Source organism: Roseibium sp. RP-7, assembly GCF_053005225.1.
Genome location: NZ_JBRKQA010000001.1, coordinates 1,963,620 through 1,980,160, shown reverse-complemented (window position 1 = coordinate 1,980,160; position 16,541 = coordinate 1,963,620). Strand labels below are relative to the sequence as shown.

The window sequence follows — 16,541 nt, the reverse complement described above, 5'->3', positions numbered from 1 at the left end:
GTCAGGCTCCGCGCCGTCTGAGATAAACAAAACTGTCCGGACCGAAACGGCCCGCATCGACCCGCTCGAATTTGGGGTCTTTGAGAACATCTGCAAGGTCAAGACCGTGCAGAGCAGGTATGCCGCCTTCGCCGATTACGATATCCCCGGTAACGACACAAAGATCATCCACCAGGTCCGCCGCCAGGAATGACGACGCCAGACGGGAACCACCTTCAACCATCACCCGCGTTATGCCGCGTGTTGCCAGCGCACTCAGAATGACAGAGGGCTTGATGCCGGTTTCTTCAGCGGGCACCCGGATGACATTGACGCCAGCAGCCGCCAGGTCCGCCAGCTTGTCAGCATCCGCCGCATTGCCACACACAAGCCAGACAGGCACGTCAACGCAGGTTTGCACCAGTTTGGAAGTCAATGGCAGCCGGGCACACCGGTCGATGATGACCCGCACAGGAGAGCGATCAGCGAGGCCCGGAAGTCTGCAGGTCAGTTGCGGGTCATCGGCAAGCGCCGTGCCTGAACCGACCAGGATGGCGTCGCATTCGGCGCGAAACCCATGGACCTTGCGCATCGACAGGGCACCGGAGATCTTGATCTGACCTTCGCCTGCCCGGCCGATAAATCCATCCCTGGAAACAGCTAGCTTCAGGAACACCACCGGACGCTGTTTCAGTTGCCTGTAAGTGAACCCTCGGTACAGCGCATGCATGGCCTTTTCGCGCACACCCACTTCCACCTCGATGCCCGCATCGCGCAGCATGGCGACACCACGGCCAGCGACACGCGGGTTCGGGTCCAGCATGCCGACGACCACGCGTTTCACGCCCGCCTCGATCAGAGCCTTGGCGCAAGGCGGGGTTCGGCCGTAGTGGGAACATGGCTCCAGGGTGACGTAACAGGTCGCCCCTTTCGCCCTGTCCCCCGCCTGGTTCAAGGCATTGACTTCCGCATGCGCCATGCCGGGACGGGACGTGACGCCTCTGCCCACGAGAACAGCGGCCCCTGCGTCGAAACGGACGATGAGCGCAGCCACGGAAGGATTGGGCCACACACGGCCGAGACCACGACGGGCAAGGCGTTCGGCGGCCGCCATGAAACGGGCATCAAGATTGGAAAACTCGGACATCAAGAACCGGATACTGCAGGTCAGGAGTTTTTGAGCGGCTGTCCGTCCGGATCGCTCAGCTCATCCAGAAGGGCTTCGAAATCCTTCGCCTCTCGGAAATTCTTGTAAACGGAGGCAAAGCGGACATAGGCAACGTCATCGATGCCCTTCAGGCCTTCCATGACGTGGTTGCCGATGGTTTCCGCGGTGATTTCGGTTTCGCCCGAACTTTCGAGCTGGCGAACGATGCCGGAGACCATGCGTTCGATCTTGTCAGGATCCACGGGACGCTTGCGCACCGCGATCTGCACGGACCGCATCAGTTTTTCCCTGTCGAAGGGAACGCGGCGACCGGAGCGTTTGAGCACCAGGAGTTCGCGAAGCTGCACGCGCTCGAAGGTGGTGAACCGGCCGCCGCAGGTATTGCAGATCCTGCGGCGGCGGATGGCTGTATTGTCCTCGGTCGGGCGGGAATCCTTGACCTGGGTTTCCTCACCCCCGCAAAACGGACATCTCATGTCTTAAAGCTCCTGAGCGAGCCCGCGATTAGCCCCCGTAGATCGGGAACCGGGCCGTCAGTGCTTCTACCTTGGCTTTGACCGCCGCTTCAACTGCCGCGTTGCCCTCTTCACTGTTTGCGGCCTTCAAACCGTCCAACACTTCCGTGATCAGCAGACCGACTTCGCGGAATTCCGCAACACCGAAGCCGCGTGTGGTCGCTGCCGGGGTGCCGAGACGAACGCCAGACGTGACAAACGGCTTTTCCGGGTCGAACGGGATACCGTTCTTGTTGCAGGTGATGTTGGCGCGGCCGAGAGATTTTTCAGCCACCTTGCCGGTGGCGTTCTTCGGACGCAGATCCACCAGCATCAGGTGGTTGTCGGTGCCGCCGGAAACGATATCCAGACCCTGTTCCTTCAGGACTTCAGCCAGAACCTTGGCATTTTCCTGAACGGCGCGGGCATAAGCCTTGAATTCCGGCTGCAGTGCTTCCTTGAAGGCAACGGCCTTGGCAGCAATGACGTGCATCAGCGGGCCACCCTGAAGACCCGGGAAGACGGCCGAATTGATCTTCTTGGCGATCGCTTCGTCGTTGCTCAGGATCATGCCGCCGCGCGGACCGCGCAGGGACTTGTGGGTGGTGGTGGTGACGACGTGGGCGTGCGGAACCGGCGACGGGTGGACCCCACCTGCAACCAGACCGGCGATATGCGCCATGTCGACCATGAGATAGGCACCAATGCTGTCGGCGATTTCGCGGAACCGCTTCCAGTCCCAGATACGGGAATAGGCGGTGCCGCCGGCCAGGATCAGCTTGGGCTTGTGTTCGTTGGCAAGGCGCTCGACCTCATCCATGTCGAGAAGATGGTCGTCCTCACGCACGCCATAGGAGACGACGTTGAACCACTTGCCGGACATATTCACCGGGGAACCGTGGGTCAGGTGACCACCGGAGTTGAGATCCAGGCCCATGAAGGTGTCGCCAGGCTGCAGAAGAGCCAGGAACACCGCCTGGTTCATCTGGCTGCCGGAGTTCGGCTGAACGTTGGCAAACTGGCAGCCGAACAGTTCCTTCGCGCGCTCGATTGCCAGCGTTTCGGCAATGTCGGCGAACTCACAACCGCCATAGTAGCGCTTGCCCGGATAACCTTCGGCATATTTGTTGGTGAAGATCGAGCCCTGTGCTTCCAGCACTGCGCGGGAAACGATGTTTTCCGAAGCAATCAGCTCGATTTCATGCTGCTGACGGCCGAGTTCCTTGCCGATCGTGTCGAAGATATCCGGATCGGCTTCAGCAAGGCTGCGGGTGAAGAAACCGGACTGCAGGGACTGATCGGAGCTTTCCATCAAAGACATAGCGCCATCCTTGTGTTCTTTTGATAGATCAGGAGCATCGGCGGCCAATGTCCGGAAGGACGCTTTCGACCGTCATGCCTGTGTGAGGCGAGGAATTAACACACCCCCCGACCAGAACCAAGGGGCATACCGACGCGTCCAGTTTGGAAAACGACACAGCCGCCAAATCTTGAACAAAACAAGTTTTCGCAACCTTGGGCCAAATCTAAACTGGCAACCCAACAAGTTACACTTGCAACAGATCCGACCTTCAGCACCGATCATTTGACCGGCACCAAAACAATACCCGGGCACAATTCAAATCTGCTCTCGCAAACCGATCTGGTGCGCCGTTCTTCTCAAAACGATTTAAATTGCTTGTTGTTTTATCGAAAACTATTGCGGAAGCAGAGACTTAAGACAAACCATCAATAAAGGGTCGGGTCAGGTCTGTTCTGCGCAGTGAAGCCTTCCTGTTCAAGGCGGCGGCGAAGTTTTCGAACGGCAATCCGCTTCAGATCTTCCTGAGCTGCTGAAGCCGGCCCGAAGACCGACACTTCAAAACCGGTCGCCGCGTCAATGGCAGTGACCTTGACCTGCTGACCGATCGGCCGAAACTCAAGATAAATTTCACCAGGCCGCTCTTCGCGACTCATTGCCGTTCTCCTGATCCAGCACCCCGTTGTCGAACAAGCATGCGAATGGAGCTAGAATCCATGAAACGCCGGCCTGATCAAGGCCGACGTTTCTGGATAGGAAACAATTGTTTGACGCTTGGCGACACCTACAGGCGTGCTTGCTCACCCGTTCCGTAGAGATCGTCCCGGTCGTAGATATCATCACGGAAATGCACCACACCGTCGGCGTTTGCCCAGGCGGTGATGTAGGTGAGATAAAGCGGAATCTGCGACTTCAGTTTCACGTCTTCACGATCACCGGTGCGGATGACACCATCGACGCGCCCCCGATCCCAGTCAGGAGTTGTCGACTGCAACAGCCAGGTCACCAGCTCTCGCACATTCTGTACGCGCACGCAGCCCGAAGAATGGAACCGGTTGGCTTCGCCAAACAGGGTCTTGGACGGCGTATCGTGCAGATAGACCTGGTGTTTGTTGTGGAAGTTGATGCGCACCGACCCGAGCGAGTTTTCCGAGCCCGGATCCTGGGTGAAGCGATACTGGGTCGCCTCATCCGTGTTCCAGTCGATCTGTTGCCAGTTCAGCTCGTTGTTGCTCCAGTCGAAGATGCGGATATTGTTCTTCGCAAGATACTGCGGATCCTCTTTCATCTTCGGGATCAGGTCCTTGCGGATGATCGACTTCGGCACCGTCCAGTACGGATTGAAGTTCAACTCGTAGATCTTGCTGTTGAGGATCGGCGTCTGGCGGTCGATCTTGCCCACAACGGCCGTGTGGCGCGAACGGACCATGCCGTTTTCAACCGCCTCGATCTCTGCTGCCGGAATGTTGACCATCACGTAGCGGTCGCCCAGGAAACCGGACATGGACCGCATACGGATCATGTTGGTTTCGAGCTGGCGCAGACGCACGTCGGCCGAAATGTTCAGCGCGGTCACGGTGCCGTCGCCCATCACACCGTCCGGAATAAGACCGTGACGAAGCTGAAAACGACGCAGGCCTGCATCCACGTAAGAATCGAAGGTGTCGGAGAGGCCAGCCTGCTGTTCAAGATCGCCGGAAACGATCAAGCGGCGGCGAAGTTCCACGACGCGCGGATCCTTGGCACCGATGCGAAGCGCCTTGCCACCAGCAGACACTGTTCCCCAGCCACCGGCCTGGACAATGCGCTGATAACGATCGATCGCTGCCGCGATATAGTCGGCCGTCTGCGGCGACAACGTCGGAGCAGAGGATTTCACTTCCGTGATGTGATCCGTCGCGATGTCAAAGTTATCCGCCCATTCAACCTGCTGGTTCTGTGCGAATGTCATCGGGGCCGTCTGTGCCTGCGCACCAGTTGCGATCATGACTGGAGTTACCACGCCCAGCATCATCATGCTCTTGAGCGTTTTTCCAGCAGTCCACTTCCAGTGACGCTTTATCCCGAACGGTCCGGATAAAAGGTTCATCGCCGACCCCATGTTGCAGCGCCATTCGGCGCAAATGTTCTTCAAATACGCGAGGTTCAGACCAACAAAACAGGCCACCCCGGCGGTTCCTGCTCCCAGTCCTAACGGAAGGGAGTTAACAAATCGCTTGATTTTTTAACCATCTCGGATTCAGGAGCACTGCACAAAGCCATTCCAATGTGACCACAAGATGTCAACTTTGCCTCAGCAGTTAAAACTGCCTGCACCATAGCTTTGTTTCTCCGCCGTTCGAGAATTCTGGCTGTGCAAATTTGCGTGAGGTCGGCAACTTGAGGCTGAAAAACAGAAAGCACCGCCCAATGGGCGGTGCCTTGTCATCTGAATGTTCCGCGAATGCCTTACAGGCGGTAAAGGATCTGGTCGGTCCAGAACCGCTCCAGACGGCGCAGGGACTTGTTCAGTGCCACAAAGTCCTGCGGACCGATTTCGCCGACCTGTTCCACGGACAGCATGTGACGCTCGTAAAGATCGTTCACGATCTTGGCCACTTCCCGTCCCTTTTCCGTCAGGCTGACACGGACAGACCGGCGGTCCATACGCGAACGCTGATGGTGGATGTAACCGGTCTCGACCAGCTTCTTCAGGTTGTAGGAGACATTCGACCCCAGGTAGTAACCGCGTGTCCGCAGTTCACCGGCGGTCAGTTCGCTGTCGCCGATGTTGAACAGCAGCAGTGCCTGCACGCTGTTTACGTCGGACCGGCCCATGCGGTCGAATTCGTCCTTGATGACGTCGAGCAGACGCCGATGCAGTCGCTCAACGAGCGTAAGAGCCTCTAGGTAAAGCGGCTTGATCTCAAGCTCTTCCCCTTCACTCTGTGCAACAGCGTCGACTGCCCTACTTGCGGTGATCATGTGATTGCGCCTCTTTTAGTACCTGTCGTTGGACGGATATTTTTCCCGCCTTGTTTCGCAATCTAACCGAGCGATTCTAAAATCCGCTTAAGAGACACGCTGAATCATCCGTTAACTTCCAAGGGGCGTTTTAGACTTCCCTTTAACAAGTTGTTTACGATGTTCCGCGGAGGAACTTCACAATCCCTGAGAAATCCTGGGCTTCGCCACCTGTATTACAGAACAGCGAGTAGAGCGCTGCCGCTTCCGCGCCCAACGGCGTTGCCGCGCCGGCCGAATTTGCTGCTTCCTGAGCAAGTTTCAGATCCTTGAGCATCATCGCGGCTGCAAACCCAGGTTGATAATCCCGGTTCGCCGGAGACGACGGCAGCGGACCCGGCACCGGGCAGTAGGAGGTCAGGGACCAGCACTGACCGGACGCCGTCGAGGAGATGTCAAACAACTTCTGCTTGTCCAGACCCAGCTTCTCGGCAAGCACGAATGCCTCCGACACGGCGATCATGGAAATGCCGAGGATCATGTTGTTGCAGATCTTCGCCGCCTGACCGGTTCCGGCGTCGCCTGCATGCACGATGGTCTTGCCCATGATGTCGAGATAGGTTTTCGCCGCTTCGAATGCCTCGGCGGATCCACCGACCATGAAAGTCAGCGTTCCACCCGCTGCGCCGGCAACACCGCCGGAGACCGGCGCGTCGACCATTTTCATGCCTCTTGCCTCTGCCGCAGCGCTGACCGCACGGGCGCTGTCGACGTCGATAGTCGAGGAATCGATCATGAGAGTGCCGGGCTTGGCGTTGTCGAGAATGCCGCCCTCGCCTTCATAGATCTGGCGGACATGCTTTCCGGCGGGCAGCATGGTGACGATCACGTCGGCAGCAGCAGCCAGGTCGGCGACACTGCCTGCCTTTTCACCACCCTCCGCTTCGTGTGCCGCCATGGCCGCATCGGACAGATCAAATCCGAGTACCTTGTGCCCTGCCTTGACGAGATTGATCGCCATCGGTCCGCCCATGTTGCCAAGACCGATAAATCCGATAATGCTCATGATGGTTTCCTCCCAAAGAGATTTCATGTTGATTTTGAATCTGTTGGCTGGCCGTCTTGAACTGCCGTTCCAGGCACTTCAAAAACTGATTCAACCGCCGTCAGCCGGCATTGGCCTTGTTTTCCCTGTCCATCAGGAAGGCCAGTCCGGCATAGATTGCGATTGTCAGCAGGTAGAAGGCGATTTCATATGGCCGCCGGCCGTAGAGATCGGAAAAGGCTGTGTGCATGACGATCTGGCAGAAGCAGCGGAATATCCACATCACCGTGCCCCAGGACACGGTCAGCCAGAGGCCGGTCGCGGCCACCAGATCCAGGACGGCAAAAAAGACGATGGCTCCCTGCAGCGCCACGGGCATGTCCCAGAACCACAATCCACGCCATTCGACGATGCCGATAATGCGGGCCCAGTAGATGACGCCGCCGCCGATGAGAATGATCGCAATGCCGCGCAGATACCAGATCAGCAGCGTGCTCCAGGGTGGGCGGGAATCGATCAGGTCCTGAAAGCTGGTAATCATGTGCTGTCCGGGTCAGGTTGAGCTCAGCTGAGCGGCAGATCTCCGTCAGCAGGTTCCTCGAAATACGACGCCAGCTCGGCGCTGTCCACTTGGCCAAACTGGGCAGGCGACCATTTTGGCGCTTGATCCTTGTCGACCAGCACAGCACGAATGCCTTCGTAGAACTCCGTCCCCTGCAGAATGCGCGAGACGATGCGATATTCAAGCTTCATGCATTCATTGAAGGAAAGCTTGCGGCCTCGCTTCATTTGCTCGAAAGCAATCAGAACGCTTGTTGGTGATTTTTGCCGGATGGCGGCAGCGGCCTTCCCCGCAAATTCACTCTGCGAAGCATCCAGGCGCGACAGAATGTCTTCCACCGATGCAGCCGAAAAGATCTCGTCGATAACGTCGAGACTTTCGCAGACGGGCCCCTTCTCCGGCGTCATCAGATACGGCGCAAGCACTGCGCCGATATCGTCTGCTGTTTCAAGGTCCTGTTCCAGGTCAGCAAGGTTTTCTTCCGAAACCGCGTGGGTCAGAACGCCGGTAGCCAGAGCATCGCCCTGTTTCAGCCTGCCGGAGCTAAGTGCACAGTAGACGCCGCTGTTCCTGGGCATGCGCGGCAGGAAGAATGTCCCGCCGACATCCGGAAAGAAGCCAATTCCGGTCTCAGGCATTGCAAACAACGTCTTTTCCGTGCCGATGCGATAGCTGCCATGAACCGACACCCCGACACCGCCACCCATGACAATCCCGTTGACGAGAGCGATGTATGGCTTCGGATAGGCCTTGATCTGTGCATTGAGTATGTACTCGTCACGGAAGAAGGCACTCAGGCCGTCGGTCTGCCCGTTCATTCGGGCATCATAGATGCTGCGAATGTCGCCACCTGCGCAGAACGCCTTGTCGCCAGCACCCGTAACGACGATGTGTGCGATTTCCGGATCTTCCGCCCAGCGCGACAATTGCTCGGCCATTGCCAAGACCATTGCGTGGTTGATCGCGTTCAGTGCCTTCGGCCGGTTCAATATGACAAACCCGGCCTTGCCGCGCTTCTGGAAAAGAATCTCGTCGCTCACTGGCGCCTCGCAAAAAGAAGAGTCGTTTCAACGGAATGGGACGGAAAACTCGATCAGTCCTTCAGCAGCTGCCGTGCAATGATCAGCCGCATGATCTCGTTGGTGCCTTCCAGGATCTGATGCACCCGCACATCGCGGAAATAACGCTCGATAGGATAGTCGCGCAGATAGCCGTAGCCGCCATGAAGCTGCAGTGCTTCGTTGACCACCTTGAAGCCGGTGTCGGTAGCAAGCCGCTTGGCCATGGCCGCAAGCTTGGTGGCGTCATGCGATTTCGCATCCACCGCCGAAGCAGCCTTGTGCAAGAGCAGACGGGCTGCTTCCAATTCGGTTGCCATATCCGCCAGGCGGAACTGAAGTGCCTGGAAGTCGGCAATCGGTCGACCAAACTGCTTGCGTTCCTGCACATAGGCCAGGGCGTGATCGAGACAGGCCTGTGCAGCCCCCATCGAGCAGGCGCCGATGTTGAGCCGACCGCCATCGAGCGCCGCCATCGCGATCTTGAAGCCCTGCCCTTCCGATCCGATCAGATTCGACTTCGGCACCCGGCAATCCTGAAAATTGACCTGGGCCGTCGGCTGGCTCTTCCAGCCGAGCTTCACCTCGTTGGCACCAAAGCTGAGACCGGGTGTCCCTTTTTCGACCAGAAGACAGGAAACGCCGGACGGGCCCTCACCACCTGTGCGGACCATTACCGCATACAGATCGCTTACGCCGCCGCCGGAGATGAATGCCTTGGAGCCGTTGAGGACATAATGGTCACCATCATCCTTGGCGCTGGTGCGCAGGCTCGCAGCATCAGAACCCGAGCCCGGTTCGGTGAGACAGTAGCTGGTGAGAAGATCCATGGTGCAGAGCCTGGGCAGATACTTCTGACGCAGGTCCTCCGAGCCATATGTATCGATGATCCAGGCGACCATGTTGTGAATGGATATATAGGCCGCCGTCGACGTACAGCCCTTGGACAGTTCCTCGAAGATCAGCGTTGCATCCAGCCGGGTGAGCGCGGAACCGCCGACATCCTCCTTCACGTAGATGCCACCGAACCCAAGCTCGGCTGCCTTGCGCAGGGTGGGAATCGGGAAGTGGCTTTCCTCGTCCCATTCCTTGGCAAATGGCGCCAGTTCATCCCGCGAAAAACTTGCCGCCATGTCCTGAAAGGCGCGCTGATCTTCGTTCAGTGAAAAGTCCACGGGTTATCCTCCCTCAAGCGGTGGCGGCGCACTTCCTCCTCCGGAAAGGTCTGCGCCCTGTCTTCGCGGCAGCACTAAAGCACATTTGACGCGAACGTCAAACAATCTCTTTTTCTTTATTAAATTCAGTTATTTTACAGAATGTTGGATTGCGTCAATCTGCGTGATAGATTGGCGGCTCACTTCGATCAGAATACGCTTTCCAACATCTCCTAGCGAACAGTCAGGACCGATGCCGTCAAAATCTCCCCTCCCGCCGATAACCTCAGACCACATGGACACACTGCTGGCCGGCACGCGCATGCGCCGCAACCGCCAGAGCGACTGGTCGCGCCGCCTGGTGCGCGAAAACAATCTCACGGTCGATGACCTGATCTGGCCGATTTTCCTGGTGGACGGCGAGAATATCCGTCAGTCTGTTCCGTCCATGCCGGATGTTGTTCGCCTGTCCGTGGATGAAGCCGTCCGCGACGCCGAGAAGGCGGCCAAGTTGAACATTCCGGCACTGGCACTGTTTCCCTACACCGATCCCGGTCTTCGCGATGAAACAGGTTCCGAGGCTCTCAATCCAGAAAACCTGACCTGTCGCGCCTTGCGCGCCATCAAGGCGGAAGGCCTGAACCTGGGCCTGATGACGGACGTCGCCCTTGATCCCTACACCAGCCACGGTCATGACGGATTGATGGAAGGCGAGACGATCCTCAACGACGAGACCGTGGATCAGCTCTGCCGGCAGGCCCTGGTGCAGGCGGAAGCCGGTTCAGACGTGATCGCCCCGTCCGACATGATGGACGGACGTATCGGCGCCATTCGACAGGCACTCGATTCTCAAGGTCATCGCGGAACCCAGATCATGGCCTATTCGGCGAAATACGCCTCCGCCTTCTATGGTCCGTTCCGGGACGCTGTCGGCTCATCGGGGACCCTGGTTGGCGACAAGCGCACTTACCAGATGGATCCGGCCAATACGGACGAAGCCCTGCGGGAAGCCGAACTGGACATTGCTGAAGGCGCCGACATGGTGATGGTCAAGCCAGGCATGCCCTACCTCGACATTGTCCGGCGGATTAAGGACGAGTTCCAGGTGCCGACCTACGCGTATCAGGTGTCTGGCGAATACGCGATGATCAAGGCTGCGGCCGGAAACGGCTGGCTGGACGGTGACAAGGCGATGCTGGAAAGTCTGCTCGCCTTCAAGCGCGCCGGCGCCGACGGCATTCTGACCTATTTTGCACCGAAGGTGGCCGAAATGCTGGCAGCCGGGAAATGACCTCCGCCGGGGCGACCACCGCTGACAACGTCACATTCGACAAGGTTCAGGAAGCGGCTGCACTTTTGAAGGGCGCCGTAATCGAGACCCCGTGCCTGCCCGCTCCGCGGCTTTCGCAACTCACAGGGGCGGATGTCTTTGTGAAATACGAAAACATGCAGGTCACCGGCGCCTTCAAGGAACGTGGTGCGCTGGTGAAGCTCTCCAGCCTGACGGCGGATGAAAAGATGCGCGGCGTGATTGCGGTTTCGGCCGGCAACCACGCCCAGGGCGTTGCCTATCATGCCGGACGGCTTGGCATACCGGCAACCATCGTCATGCCGGTTCTGACGCCATTCGTGAAGATCTCCGCGACCCGCAACCATGGTGCAGAGGTGGTCCTGGCGGGAAACACGCTGGCCGAGGCGAAAGAAGAAGCCGACAGGCTGGCCGAACAGAACAATCTCGTCTGGGTGCATCCCTATGACGATGCCCATGTCATTCACGGCCAGGGCACGATCGGCATCGAGATGCTGGCACAGCAGCCGGATCTCGATGTGCTCGTCGTGCCGATCGGCGGCGGCGGCCTTATCGCCGGCATCGCCACGTCGGCGAAGGCTCTCAAGCCTTCCGTCGAAGTGATTGGCGTTGAAACGACGCTTTACCCCGGCATGTGGGGCGCCTTCTATGGCAAGGACGTGCGCTGCGAAGGCGCGACCATTGCAGAAGGTATCGCTGTGCGCGACATCGGTGTCCTTACGACCGAAGTCGTCAAAAGGGTCGTCGATGACATCCTGCTTGTTTCGGAAAGCAGCATCGAGCGGGCGATCAACGCCTATCTGACCTTGCAACGGACCATTGCGGAAGGCGCAGGCGCCGCCGGTCTCGCGGCCTTGCTGACCGAACCCGAGCGATTTGCCGGCAAGAGGGTTGGGCTGGTTCTTTGCGGCGGCAACATCGACCCGAGACTGCTCTCAAAGATCGTGGTCCGCGAACTTGCACGCGATGGCAAACTGGTCTCGATCCGGATCGACACGCCTGACCGCCCCGGCGTTCTGGGTGAAATCGCAACCGTGATCGGTGACATGCAGGGCAACGTGGTCGACGTTGAACACCATCGCCTGTTCCTCAATGTTCCCGCAAAAGGCGCAACGCTGGACGTGACCTTCGAGGCCTTTGACCGCCCGCATGGCGAGCGTATCGTCGCCGCTCTGCGCGAACGCGCCTTCGTGGTGCGCTACCTGGAAATCGGCGAGCGGATGGACTGAAGGGCTGCCACCTCAGTCCTTCATTACACGGGTATTGATGCGGACACTCCACACACCGACCTCATCCTGAGGAGGACCGTCTCGAAGGATGGGCTCCTTGCTCCGGAGTATGCCGCCCGTCCTTCGAGACAGCGCTCCGTGCTTCCTCAGGATGAGGGGTTGGTGTGGATTACCCCCGGAACGGTTCGGTTTCACCCGGCAAATGATTTGCGAAACCCGGCCCCAATCCCCACATCAGGGGCATCGAACCCCAAGGGAGCCGAACCATGTCAGCTGAAACCACCTCCGATTATGCCCGTCAGGACGTTTTCGATCCTGTGAGCAATCCGGAGCTGTTTTCCGGCGTGCGCAGCCGGCGCATCTTTGCGTTCTTCATCGATCTGATCGTGATCACGCTTTTCACCTTTGGTGCCGGCATCGTGGTGTTCTTCCTGGGTGTCTTTACGCTGGGTCTCGGCTTCCTGCTTTACGGCATCCTGCCGACGGCGGTTGCGCTGCTCTATGTCGCCTTCACCCTTGGCGGACCGCAGGCGTCAACCCTGGGCATGCGTGCGATGGGACTGGAAATGCGCCTCTGGTATGGCGCAAAGCCCTACCCGCTTCTGGCAGCCGTCCATGTCATCCTGTTCTGGTTTTCGGTCTCTTTGCTGACGCCGCTTGTTTTGCTGGTGTCACTGTTTTCCGACCGTAAACGCCTGCTGCACGACCTCGTACTGGGAACGGTGGTGATCAACTCGGCCTCCCATCAAGGCTATGTGCGCGGTCAGGTGTAAGGTTCAGTTCAAGAGAGCCAGCGACAGGTTCAATACTCCGGCAAAGCAGGTCCAGAGCGCATAGGGAATGAACAGCTGCGCGGACAAACGATCGGTTTGCCAGCTTCCACCGATAAAGTTCAGGATCAGGTAGAGCATCACCGCGATCACGGCAAAAGCCGTCCACATGAAGTGGAGCGTGAAGAAGAGTGGCGACCAGATCCAGTTGAGAACCATCTGCCCGTACCAGATTTTCATCACGCGGCTATCGGGTGCCCGAAGGAATGTCCGCCAGCCGGCAATCGCTATCAGAATGTAAAGAATGGTCCAGGCAGGCGCGAACACCCAGTTGGGTGGATTGAACGGCGGCTTCTGCAAGCCCTCGTACCAGGCACCAGGGGTGTTCAAAACGCCGATCGTGATGCCGACACCCAAAACAACTGCCAGAAACAAGACGAGCGAGGGCAGGTCTTTCGGGAACGAAGGCGAAATTGGGTTATCTGATTTCATGACTTCTTCAACGCGGATCGCCAGTCCGGGTTCCCATTAATCGGATCAAATCGCGGTAACGGCACATGAACTTTGACAGTGTCAAAGCCTCAAAAGAATATATCAACGGCAATATTATCTTAAGGCTCTTCCATTGCCGGGACCGCCTGCTTTAAAGTGCAGGTTCGTGAAATCGGCCAAGGTGGCTTTGGGCAGGTGAATGGACTCAGTTGATATTGCAATGGCGCTGACCTTCGTGGTGATCGCGTCCACTGTCGTCCTGTACGCCGTCGAGCGGTACGCGATTGAAACAATAGCTCTCGGGTCCGTTTCCGCCTTCATTGTCATCTTTTCGGTTTTTCCGGTCGAGAGACCGGACGGTTCGCTTATCACCACTGGCGACTTCCTGTCCGGCTTCTCAAATCCGGCGCTGATAACGGTCATCTGTCTCCTGATCATCGGACAGGGACTGTTCCAGACCGACGCGCTGGAAGCACCGGCAAAGGCGATCGTCAAGATGACGCGCGGACGGTCGCTTCGGGCTGCGATCCCTGTTCTCCTGACTGTCGCGGCGCTCAGCGCATTCTTGAACAACACCCCTGTTGTGGTGATGTTTCTGCCGATCCTGACTGCTGTTGCCGCCACGGTCGGCCAATCGCCGGCCCGTGTTCTGATGCCCCTGTCTTTCCTCGCGATCCTTGGCGGCATGACAACGTTGATCGGCTCGTCGACCAACCTGCTGGTAGCAAATTTCGCGGCGCAAAGTTCCGATCTCAAACTGACCTTTTTCAGCTTCACGCCAATCGGACTGATCATCGCCGGTGTCGGCTCGATCTATGTGCTGTTCATCATGCCGAAGCTGCTTCCGGTGCGCAAAACCATGGCGGAAGAGTTCCAGAGCTCCTCCGGCAAGCAGTTTATCGCCCAGATCGAAATCACCTATGGTCATCCGCTGGTGGGCGTGGAATCCGTATCCGGCATGTTCCCGCAATTGAAGGACATGACGGTAAGACTGGTTCAGCGAGGCCAGAAGCCAATCCTGCCCCCGTTTGAAAACGTGGTGCTCTCTCCTGGCGATACGGTGATCGTGGCGGCAACTCGTGCAGCCCTTGCCAATGCTCTGGCTCGCCGGCAGCCACTGATGGAAGCAGATTCAGATACCAGCAACTCCGGCCGCGAGGCTCAGGCACCTGCCGGTACGATCAGCCTGGCGGAAGTGGTGGTGGCCCCCGCGTCCCGGCTGATGGGACGCACCTTGCCCCAGTCGGGCTTTTACACCGACACCGGTTGCCTGGTGATGGGCATCCAGCGCCGCAGCCGCATGCCGCGCATGGCGATGAACGACATTCGCCTGGAAGCGGGTGACGTGCTACTTGTGGCCGGCAGCGAAGAGGCGATCGCGCGCCTGCGCGGTAATCGCGACGTGCTGCTGCTGGACTGGTCGATGGCCGAAGTGCCGCGCAAACGCTACGCGCCACGGGCACTTGTCATTTTCGCTCTTGTTGTCGCGCTGGCCGCCAGCGGCCTTGTTCCCATTGTCACCACCGCCGTGGCCGGGACCTTCGCCATGATTGTGTCGGGATGTCTCAACATCCGCCAGGCCATGCGCGCCATCGACAGCCGCATCTTCATGCTGGTGGGCGCCTCGCTTGCGGCTGCCGTTGCACTGGAGGGAACCGGCGGTGCGAATGCGATTGCCACCGGACTGGTTCATTTGCTCGCCGGGGCATCGCCGACCGTGATGCTGTCGGCCCTGTTCTTCATCGTGATGATCCTGACGAACTTCCTGTCGAACAACGCGGCGGCTGTCCTGTTCACACCGATTGCGATCAATCTGGCAAATCAGATCGGTGCGAGCCCCGAAGCCTTCGTCGTCTGCCTGATTATTGCGGCCAACTCATCGTTTGCGACGCCGATCGGCTATCAGACCAACCTGATCGTGATGGGTCCGGGTCACTACAAGTTCAACGACTTTGTGCGGGCTGGCACACCGCTTGCGCTCATTTTATGGTTGACCTTCTCTCTGGTCGCGCCATGGTATTACGGACTATAGGACCGGGAATAGAGAACAAATCTAAAGGTTTCGCGGGACAAAACGGTGACACGGCACCCCACAGATCATCCGCAGTTCTACCTTACGGCGCCAGCGCCCTGCCCATATCTTGAGGGAAAACAAGAGCGCAAGGTCTTTACCCATCTTGTCGGCCATGGTGCTCCCGCCCTCAATGAAGTGCTGACGCAGGGCGGTTTCCGGCGCAGTCAGAATATCGCCTACCGCCCTGCCTGCGAACGGTGCCAGGCCTGCATCTCGGTTCGCGTCCGTGTCGACGATTTCAAGTGGAGCAAGTCGTTCAAGCGGGTCTGGAAATCCGGATCGGACATCGTCGGCGCCCGTCTGCCGCCCAGCCCGTCTGCCGAACAATACGATCTCTTCCGCGATTATCTTCAGGCCCGACACGAGAACGGCGGCATGACGGAAATGAGTGTCCTCGACTACGCTATGATGGTCGAAGACACACATGTCGAAACGATTGTCCTGGAGTATCGCCAACGCGGTCCGAACAGCTTCATCACCGGAGCCGGCGAAGGCCCGTTGTTGGGCGTTGCCCTTTCCGACCAGCTCTCGGACGGGCTGTCGATGGTCTATTCCTTCTACGACCCCGACTACACCAAGACCCCGCTCGGCACCTACATGATCCTGGATCATATAGAGCGGGCCCGGAAAATGAACCTGCCCTACGTTTATCTTGGCTATTGGGTCAACGGCTCCCAGAAGATGGCCTACAAGGCCCGCTTCAAACCGCAGGAACATCTTGGCCCCAACGGCTGGCTCGTTGTCGACGCTGAGGCCTATCAAACGGAACCGCACTCAGAGGAATGACCGTGTGGAAGGCGGCGCACGCCTGCCCTCTCCTCTAAATTGCGGCAGCTCCCCCACCCCATCACCTCATCCTGAGGAAGCGCGTCAGCGCCGTCTCGAAGGATGGGCGACACACTCTTGAGCAAGTGGCCCATTCTTCGAGACGGACCTGACGGTCCTCCTCAGGATGAGGTTGGAA

General features: G+C 58.4%; 16 protein-coding genes. 5 read left to right on the top strand and 11 right to left on the bottom strand.

The features are described 5' to 3' along the window. Nucleotide 1: 1 nt before the first annotated feature. From ribD to ACVDG9_RS08930, 10 genes are all read right to left on the bottom strand, one after another. Nucleotides 2-1,126: a bifunctional diaminohydroxyphosphoribosylaminopyrimidine deaminase/5-amino-6-(5-phosphoribosylamino)uracil reductase RibD gene (ribD, locus tag ACVDG9_RS08975; protein ID WP_447237778.1), complete on the bottom strand. Its 1,125-nt coding sequence runs from the start codon at nt 1,124-1,126 to the stop codon at nt 2-4. A 20-nt stretch (nt 1,127-1,146) separates the two neighbouring features. Next, nucleotides 1,147-1,623, bottom strand: coding sequence for a transcriptional regulator NrdR (gene nrdR / locus ACVDG9_RS08970; RefSeq protein ID WP_023003806.1), 477 nt, complete (start codon nt 1,621-1,623; stop codon nt 1,147-1,149). Between the two features lie 28 nt (nt 1,624-1,651). After that, entirely contained in the window at nt 1,652-2,962 is a 1,311-nt protein-coding gene (glyA, locus tag ACVDG9_RS08965; RefSeq protein WP_031270645.1) for a serine hydroxymethyltransferase, read from the bottom strand. A 407-nt stretch (nt 2,963-3,369) separates the two neighbouring features. Beyond that, nucleotides 3,370-3,597, bottom strand: coding sequence for a DUF6898 family protein (locus ACVDG9_RS08960; protein WP_447237777.1), 228 nt, complete (start codon nt 3,595-3,597; stop codon nt 3,370-3,372). Between the two features lie 128 nt (nt 3,598-3,725). Then, nucleotides 3,726-5,030, bottom strand: coding sequence for a L,D-transpeptidase family protein (locus tag ACVDG9_RS08955; protein WP_023003803.1), 1,305 nt, complete (start codon nt 5,028-5,030; stop codon nt 3,726-3,728). A 359-nt stretch (nt 5,031-5,389) separates the two neighbouring features. Next, a complete protein-coding gene (ldtR, locus tag ACVDG9_RS08950; RefSeq protein WP_023003802.1) occupies nt 5,390-5,905 on the bottom strand; it encodes a transcriptional regulator LdtR in 516 nt (171 codons plus the stop codon). A 154-nt stretch (nt 5,906-6,059) separates the two neighbouring features. Beyond that, complete coding sequence (mmsB, locus tag ACVDG9_RS08945) at nt 6,060-6,950, bottom strand: 3-hydroxyisobutyrate dehydrogenase (RefSeq protein ID WP_447237776.1); 891 nt, start codon at nt 6,948-6,950, stop codon at nt 6,060-6,062. Nucleotides 6,951-7,050: 100 nt separating this feature from the next. After that, nucleotides 7,051-7,470: a DUF6163 family protein gene (locus ACVDG9_RS08940; protein ID WP_023003800.1), complete on the bottom strand. Its 420-nt coding sequence runs from the start codon at nt 7,468-7,470 to the stop codon at nt 7,051-7,053. Nucleotides 7,471-7,493: 23 nt separating this feature from the next. Beyond that, entirely contained in the window at nt 7,494-8,531 is a 1,038-nt protein-coding gene (locus tag ACVDG9_RS08935) for an enoyl-CoA hydratase/isomerase family protein (RefSeq protein ID WP_447237775.1), read from the bottom strand. 53 nt (nt 8,532-8,584) lie between these two features. Next, nucleotides 8,585-9,724 carry an isobutyryl-CoA dehydrogenase gene (locus ACVDG9_RS08930; protein WP_168687167.1) on the bottom strand — a complete coding sequence of 380 codons (1,140 nt, stop codon included), beginning with the start codon at nt 9,722-9,724 and terminating at the stop codon, nt 8,585-8,587. A gap of 274 nt (nt 9,725-9,998) precedes the next feature. Here ACVDG9_RS08930 and hemB point away from each other — a divergent pair, with 274 nt between their 5' ends. From hemB to ACVDG9_RS08915, 3 genes are all read left to right on the top strand, one after another. After that, nucleotides 9,999-10,994 (top strand): porphobilinogen synthase, encoded by a 996-nt coding sequence (gene hemB, locus ACVDG9_RS08925; protein ID WP_023003797.1) that lies wholly within the window; start codon nt 9,999-10,001, stop codon nt 10,992-10,994. Next, nucleotides 10,991-12,241 carry a threonine ammonia-lyase gene (locus ACVDG9_RS08920; protein WP_447237774.1) on the top strand — a complete coding sequence of 417 codons (1,251 nt, stop codon included), beginning with the start codon at nt 10,991-10,993 and terminating at the stop codon, nt 12,239-12,241. Before hemB ends, ACVDG9_RS08920 begins: the two co-directional genes overlap by 4 nt. A 266-nt stretch (nt 12,242-12,507) precedes the next feature. Continuing rightward, the gene (locus ACVDG9_RS08915; protein WP_023003795.1) at nt 12,508-13,014 is read left to right on the top strand and encodes an RDD family protein; all 507 of its coding nucleotides are present in this window, start codon (nt 12,508-12,510) and stop codon (nt 13,012-13,014) included. A 3-nt stretch (nt 13,015-13,017) separates the two neighbouring features. On the opposite strand, the gene ACVDG9_RS08910 is transcribed toward ACVDG9_RS08915, so the two are convergent. After that, nucleotides 13,018-13,503: a TspO/MBR family protein gene (locus ACVDG9_RS08910; RefSeq protein ID WP_447237773.1), complete on the bottom strand. Its 486-nt coding sequence runs from the start codon at nt 13,501-13,503 to the stop codon at nt 13,018-13,020. 199 nt (nt 13,504-13,702) lie between these two features. Between ACVDG9_RS08910 and ACVDG9_RS08905 the strand changes: the two genes are divergently transcribed. Continuing rightward, entirely contained in the window at nt 13,703-15,535 is a 1,833-nt protein-coding gene (locus tag ACVDG9_RS08905) for an SLC13 family permease (protein ID WP_023003793.1), read from the top strand. Nucleotides 15,536-15,580: 45 nt separating this feature from the next. Beyond that, nucleotides 15,581-16,363 carry an arginyltransferase gene (locus ACVDG9_RS08900; protein ID WP_023014479.1) on the top strand — a complete coding sequence of 261 codons (783 nt, stop codon included), beginning with the start codon at nt 15,581-15,583 and terminating at the stop codon, nt 16,361-16,363. Nucleotides 16,364-16,541: the final 178 nt, after the last annotated feature.

Excerpts from the sequence above, each read along its gene's own strand:
- ribD (WP_447237778.1), bottom strand. The coding sequence starts at position 1,126 with ATGTCCGAGTTTTCCAATCTTGATGCCCGTTTCATGGCGGCCGCCGAA.
- nrdR (WP_023003806.1), bottom strand. The coding sequence starts at position 1,623 with ATGAGATGTCCGTTTTGCGGGGGTGAGGAAACCCAGGTCAAGGATTCC.
- glyA (WP_031270645.1), bottom strand. The coding sequence starts at position 2,962 with ATGTCTTTGATGGAAAGCTCCGATCAGTCCCTGCAGTCCGGTTTCTTC.
- ACVDG9_RS08960 (WP_447237777.1), bottom strand. The coding sequence starts at position 3,597 with ATGAGTCGCGAAGAGCGGCCTGGTGAAATTTATCTTGAGTTTCGGCCG.
- ACVDG9_RS08955 (WP_023003803.1), bottom strand. The coding sequence starts at position 5,030 with ATGAACCTTTTATCCGGACCGTTCGGGATAAAGCGTCACTGGAAGTGG.
- ldtR (WP_023003802.1), bottom strand. The coding sequence starts at position 5,905 with ATGATCACCGCAAGTAGGGCAGTCGACGCTGTTGCACAGAGTGAAGGG.
- mmsB (WP_447237776.1), bottom strand. The coding sequence starts at position 6,950 with ATGAGCATTATCGGATTTATCGGTCTTGGCAACATGGGCGGACCGATG.
- ACVDG9_RS08940 (WP_023003800.1), bottom strand. The coding sequence starts at position 7,470 with ATGATTACCAGCTTTCAGGACCTGATCGATTCCCGCCCACCCTGGAGC.
- hemB (WP_023003797.1), top strand. The coding sequence starts at position 9,999 with ATGGACACACTGCTGGCCGGCACGCGCATGCGCCGCAACCGCCAGAGC.
- ACVDG9_RS08920 (WP_447237774.1), top strand. The coding sequence starts at position 10,991 with ATGACCTCCGCCGGGGCGACCACCGCTGACAACGTCACATTCGACAAG.
- ACVDG9_RS08915 (WP_023003795.1), top strand. The coding sequence starts at position 12,508 with ATGTCAGCTGAAACCACCTCCGATTATGCCCGTCAGGACGTTTTCGAT.
- ACVDG9_RS08910 (WP_447237773.1), bottom strand. The coding sequence starts at position 13,503 with ATGAAATCAGATAACCCAATTTCGCCTTCGTTCCCGAAAGACCTGCCC.
- ACVDG9_RS08905 (WP_023003793.1), top strand. The coding sequence starts at position 13,703 with ATGGACTCAGTTGATATTGCAATGGCGCTGACCTTCGTGGTGATCGCG.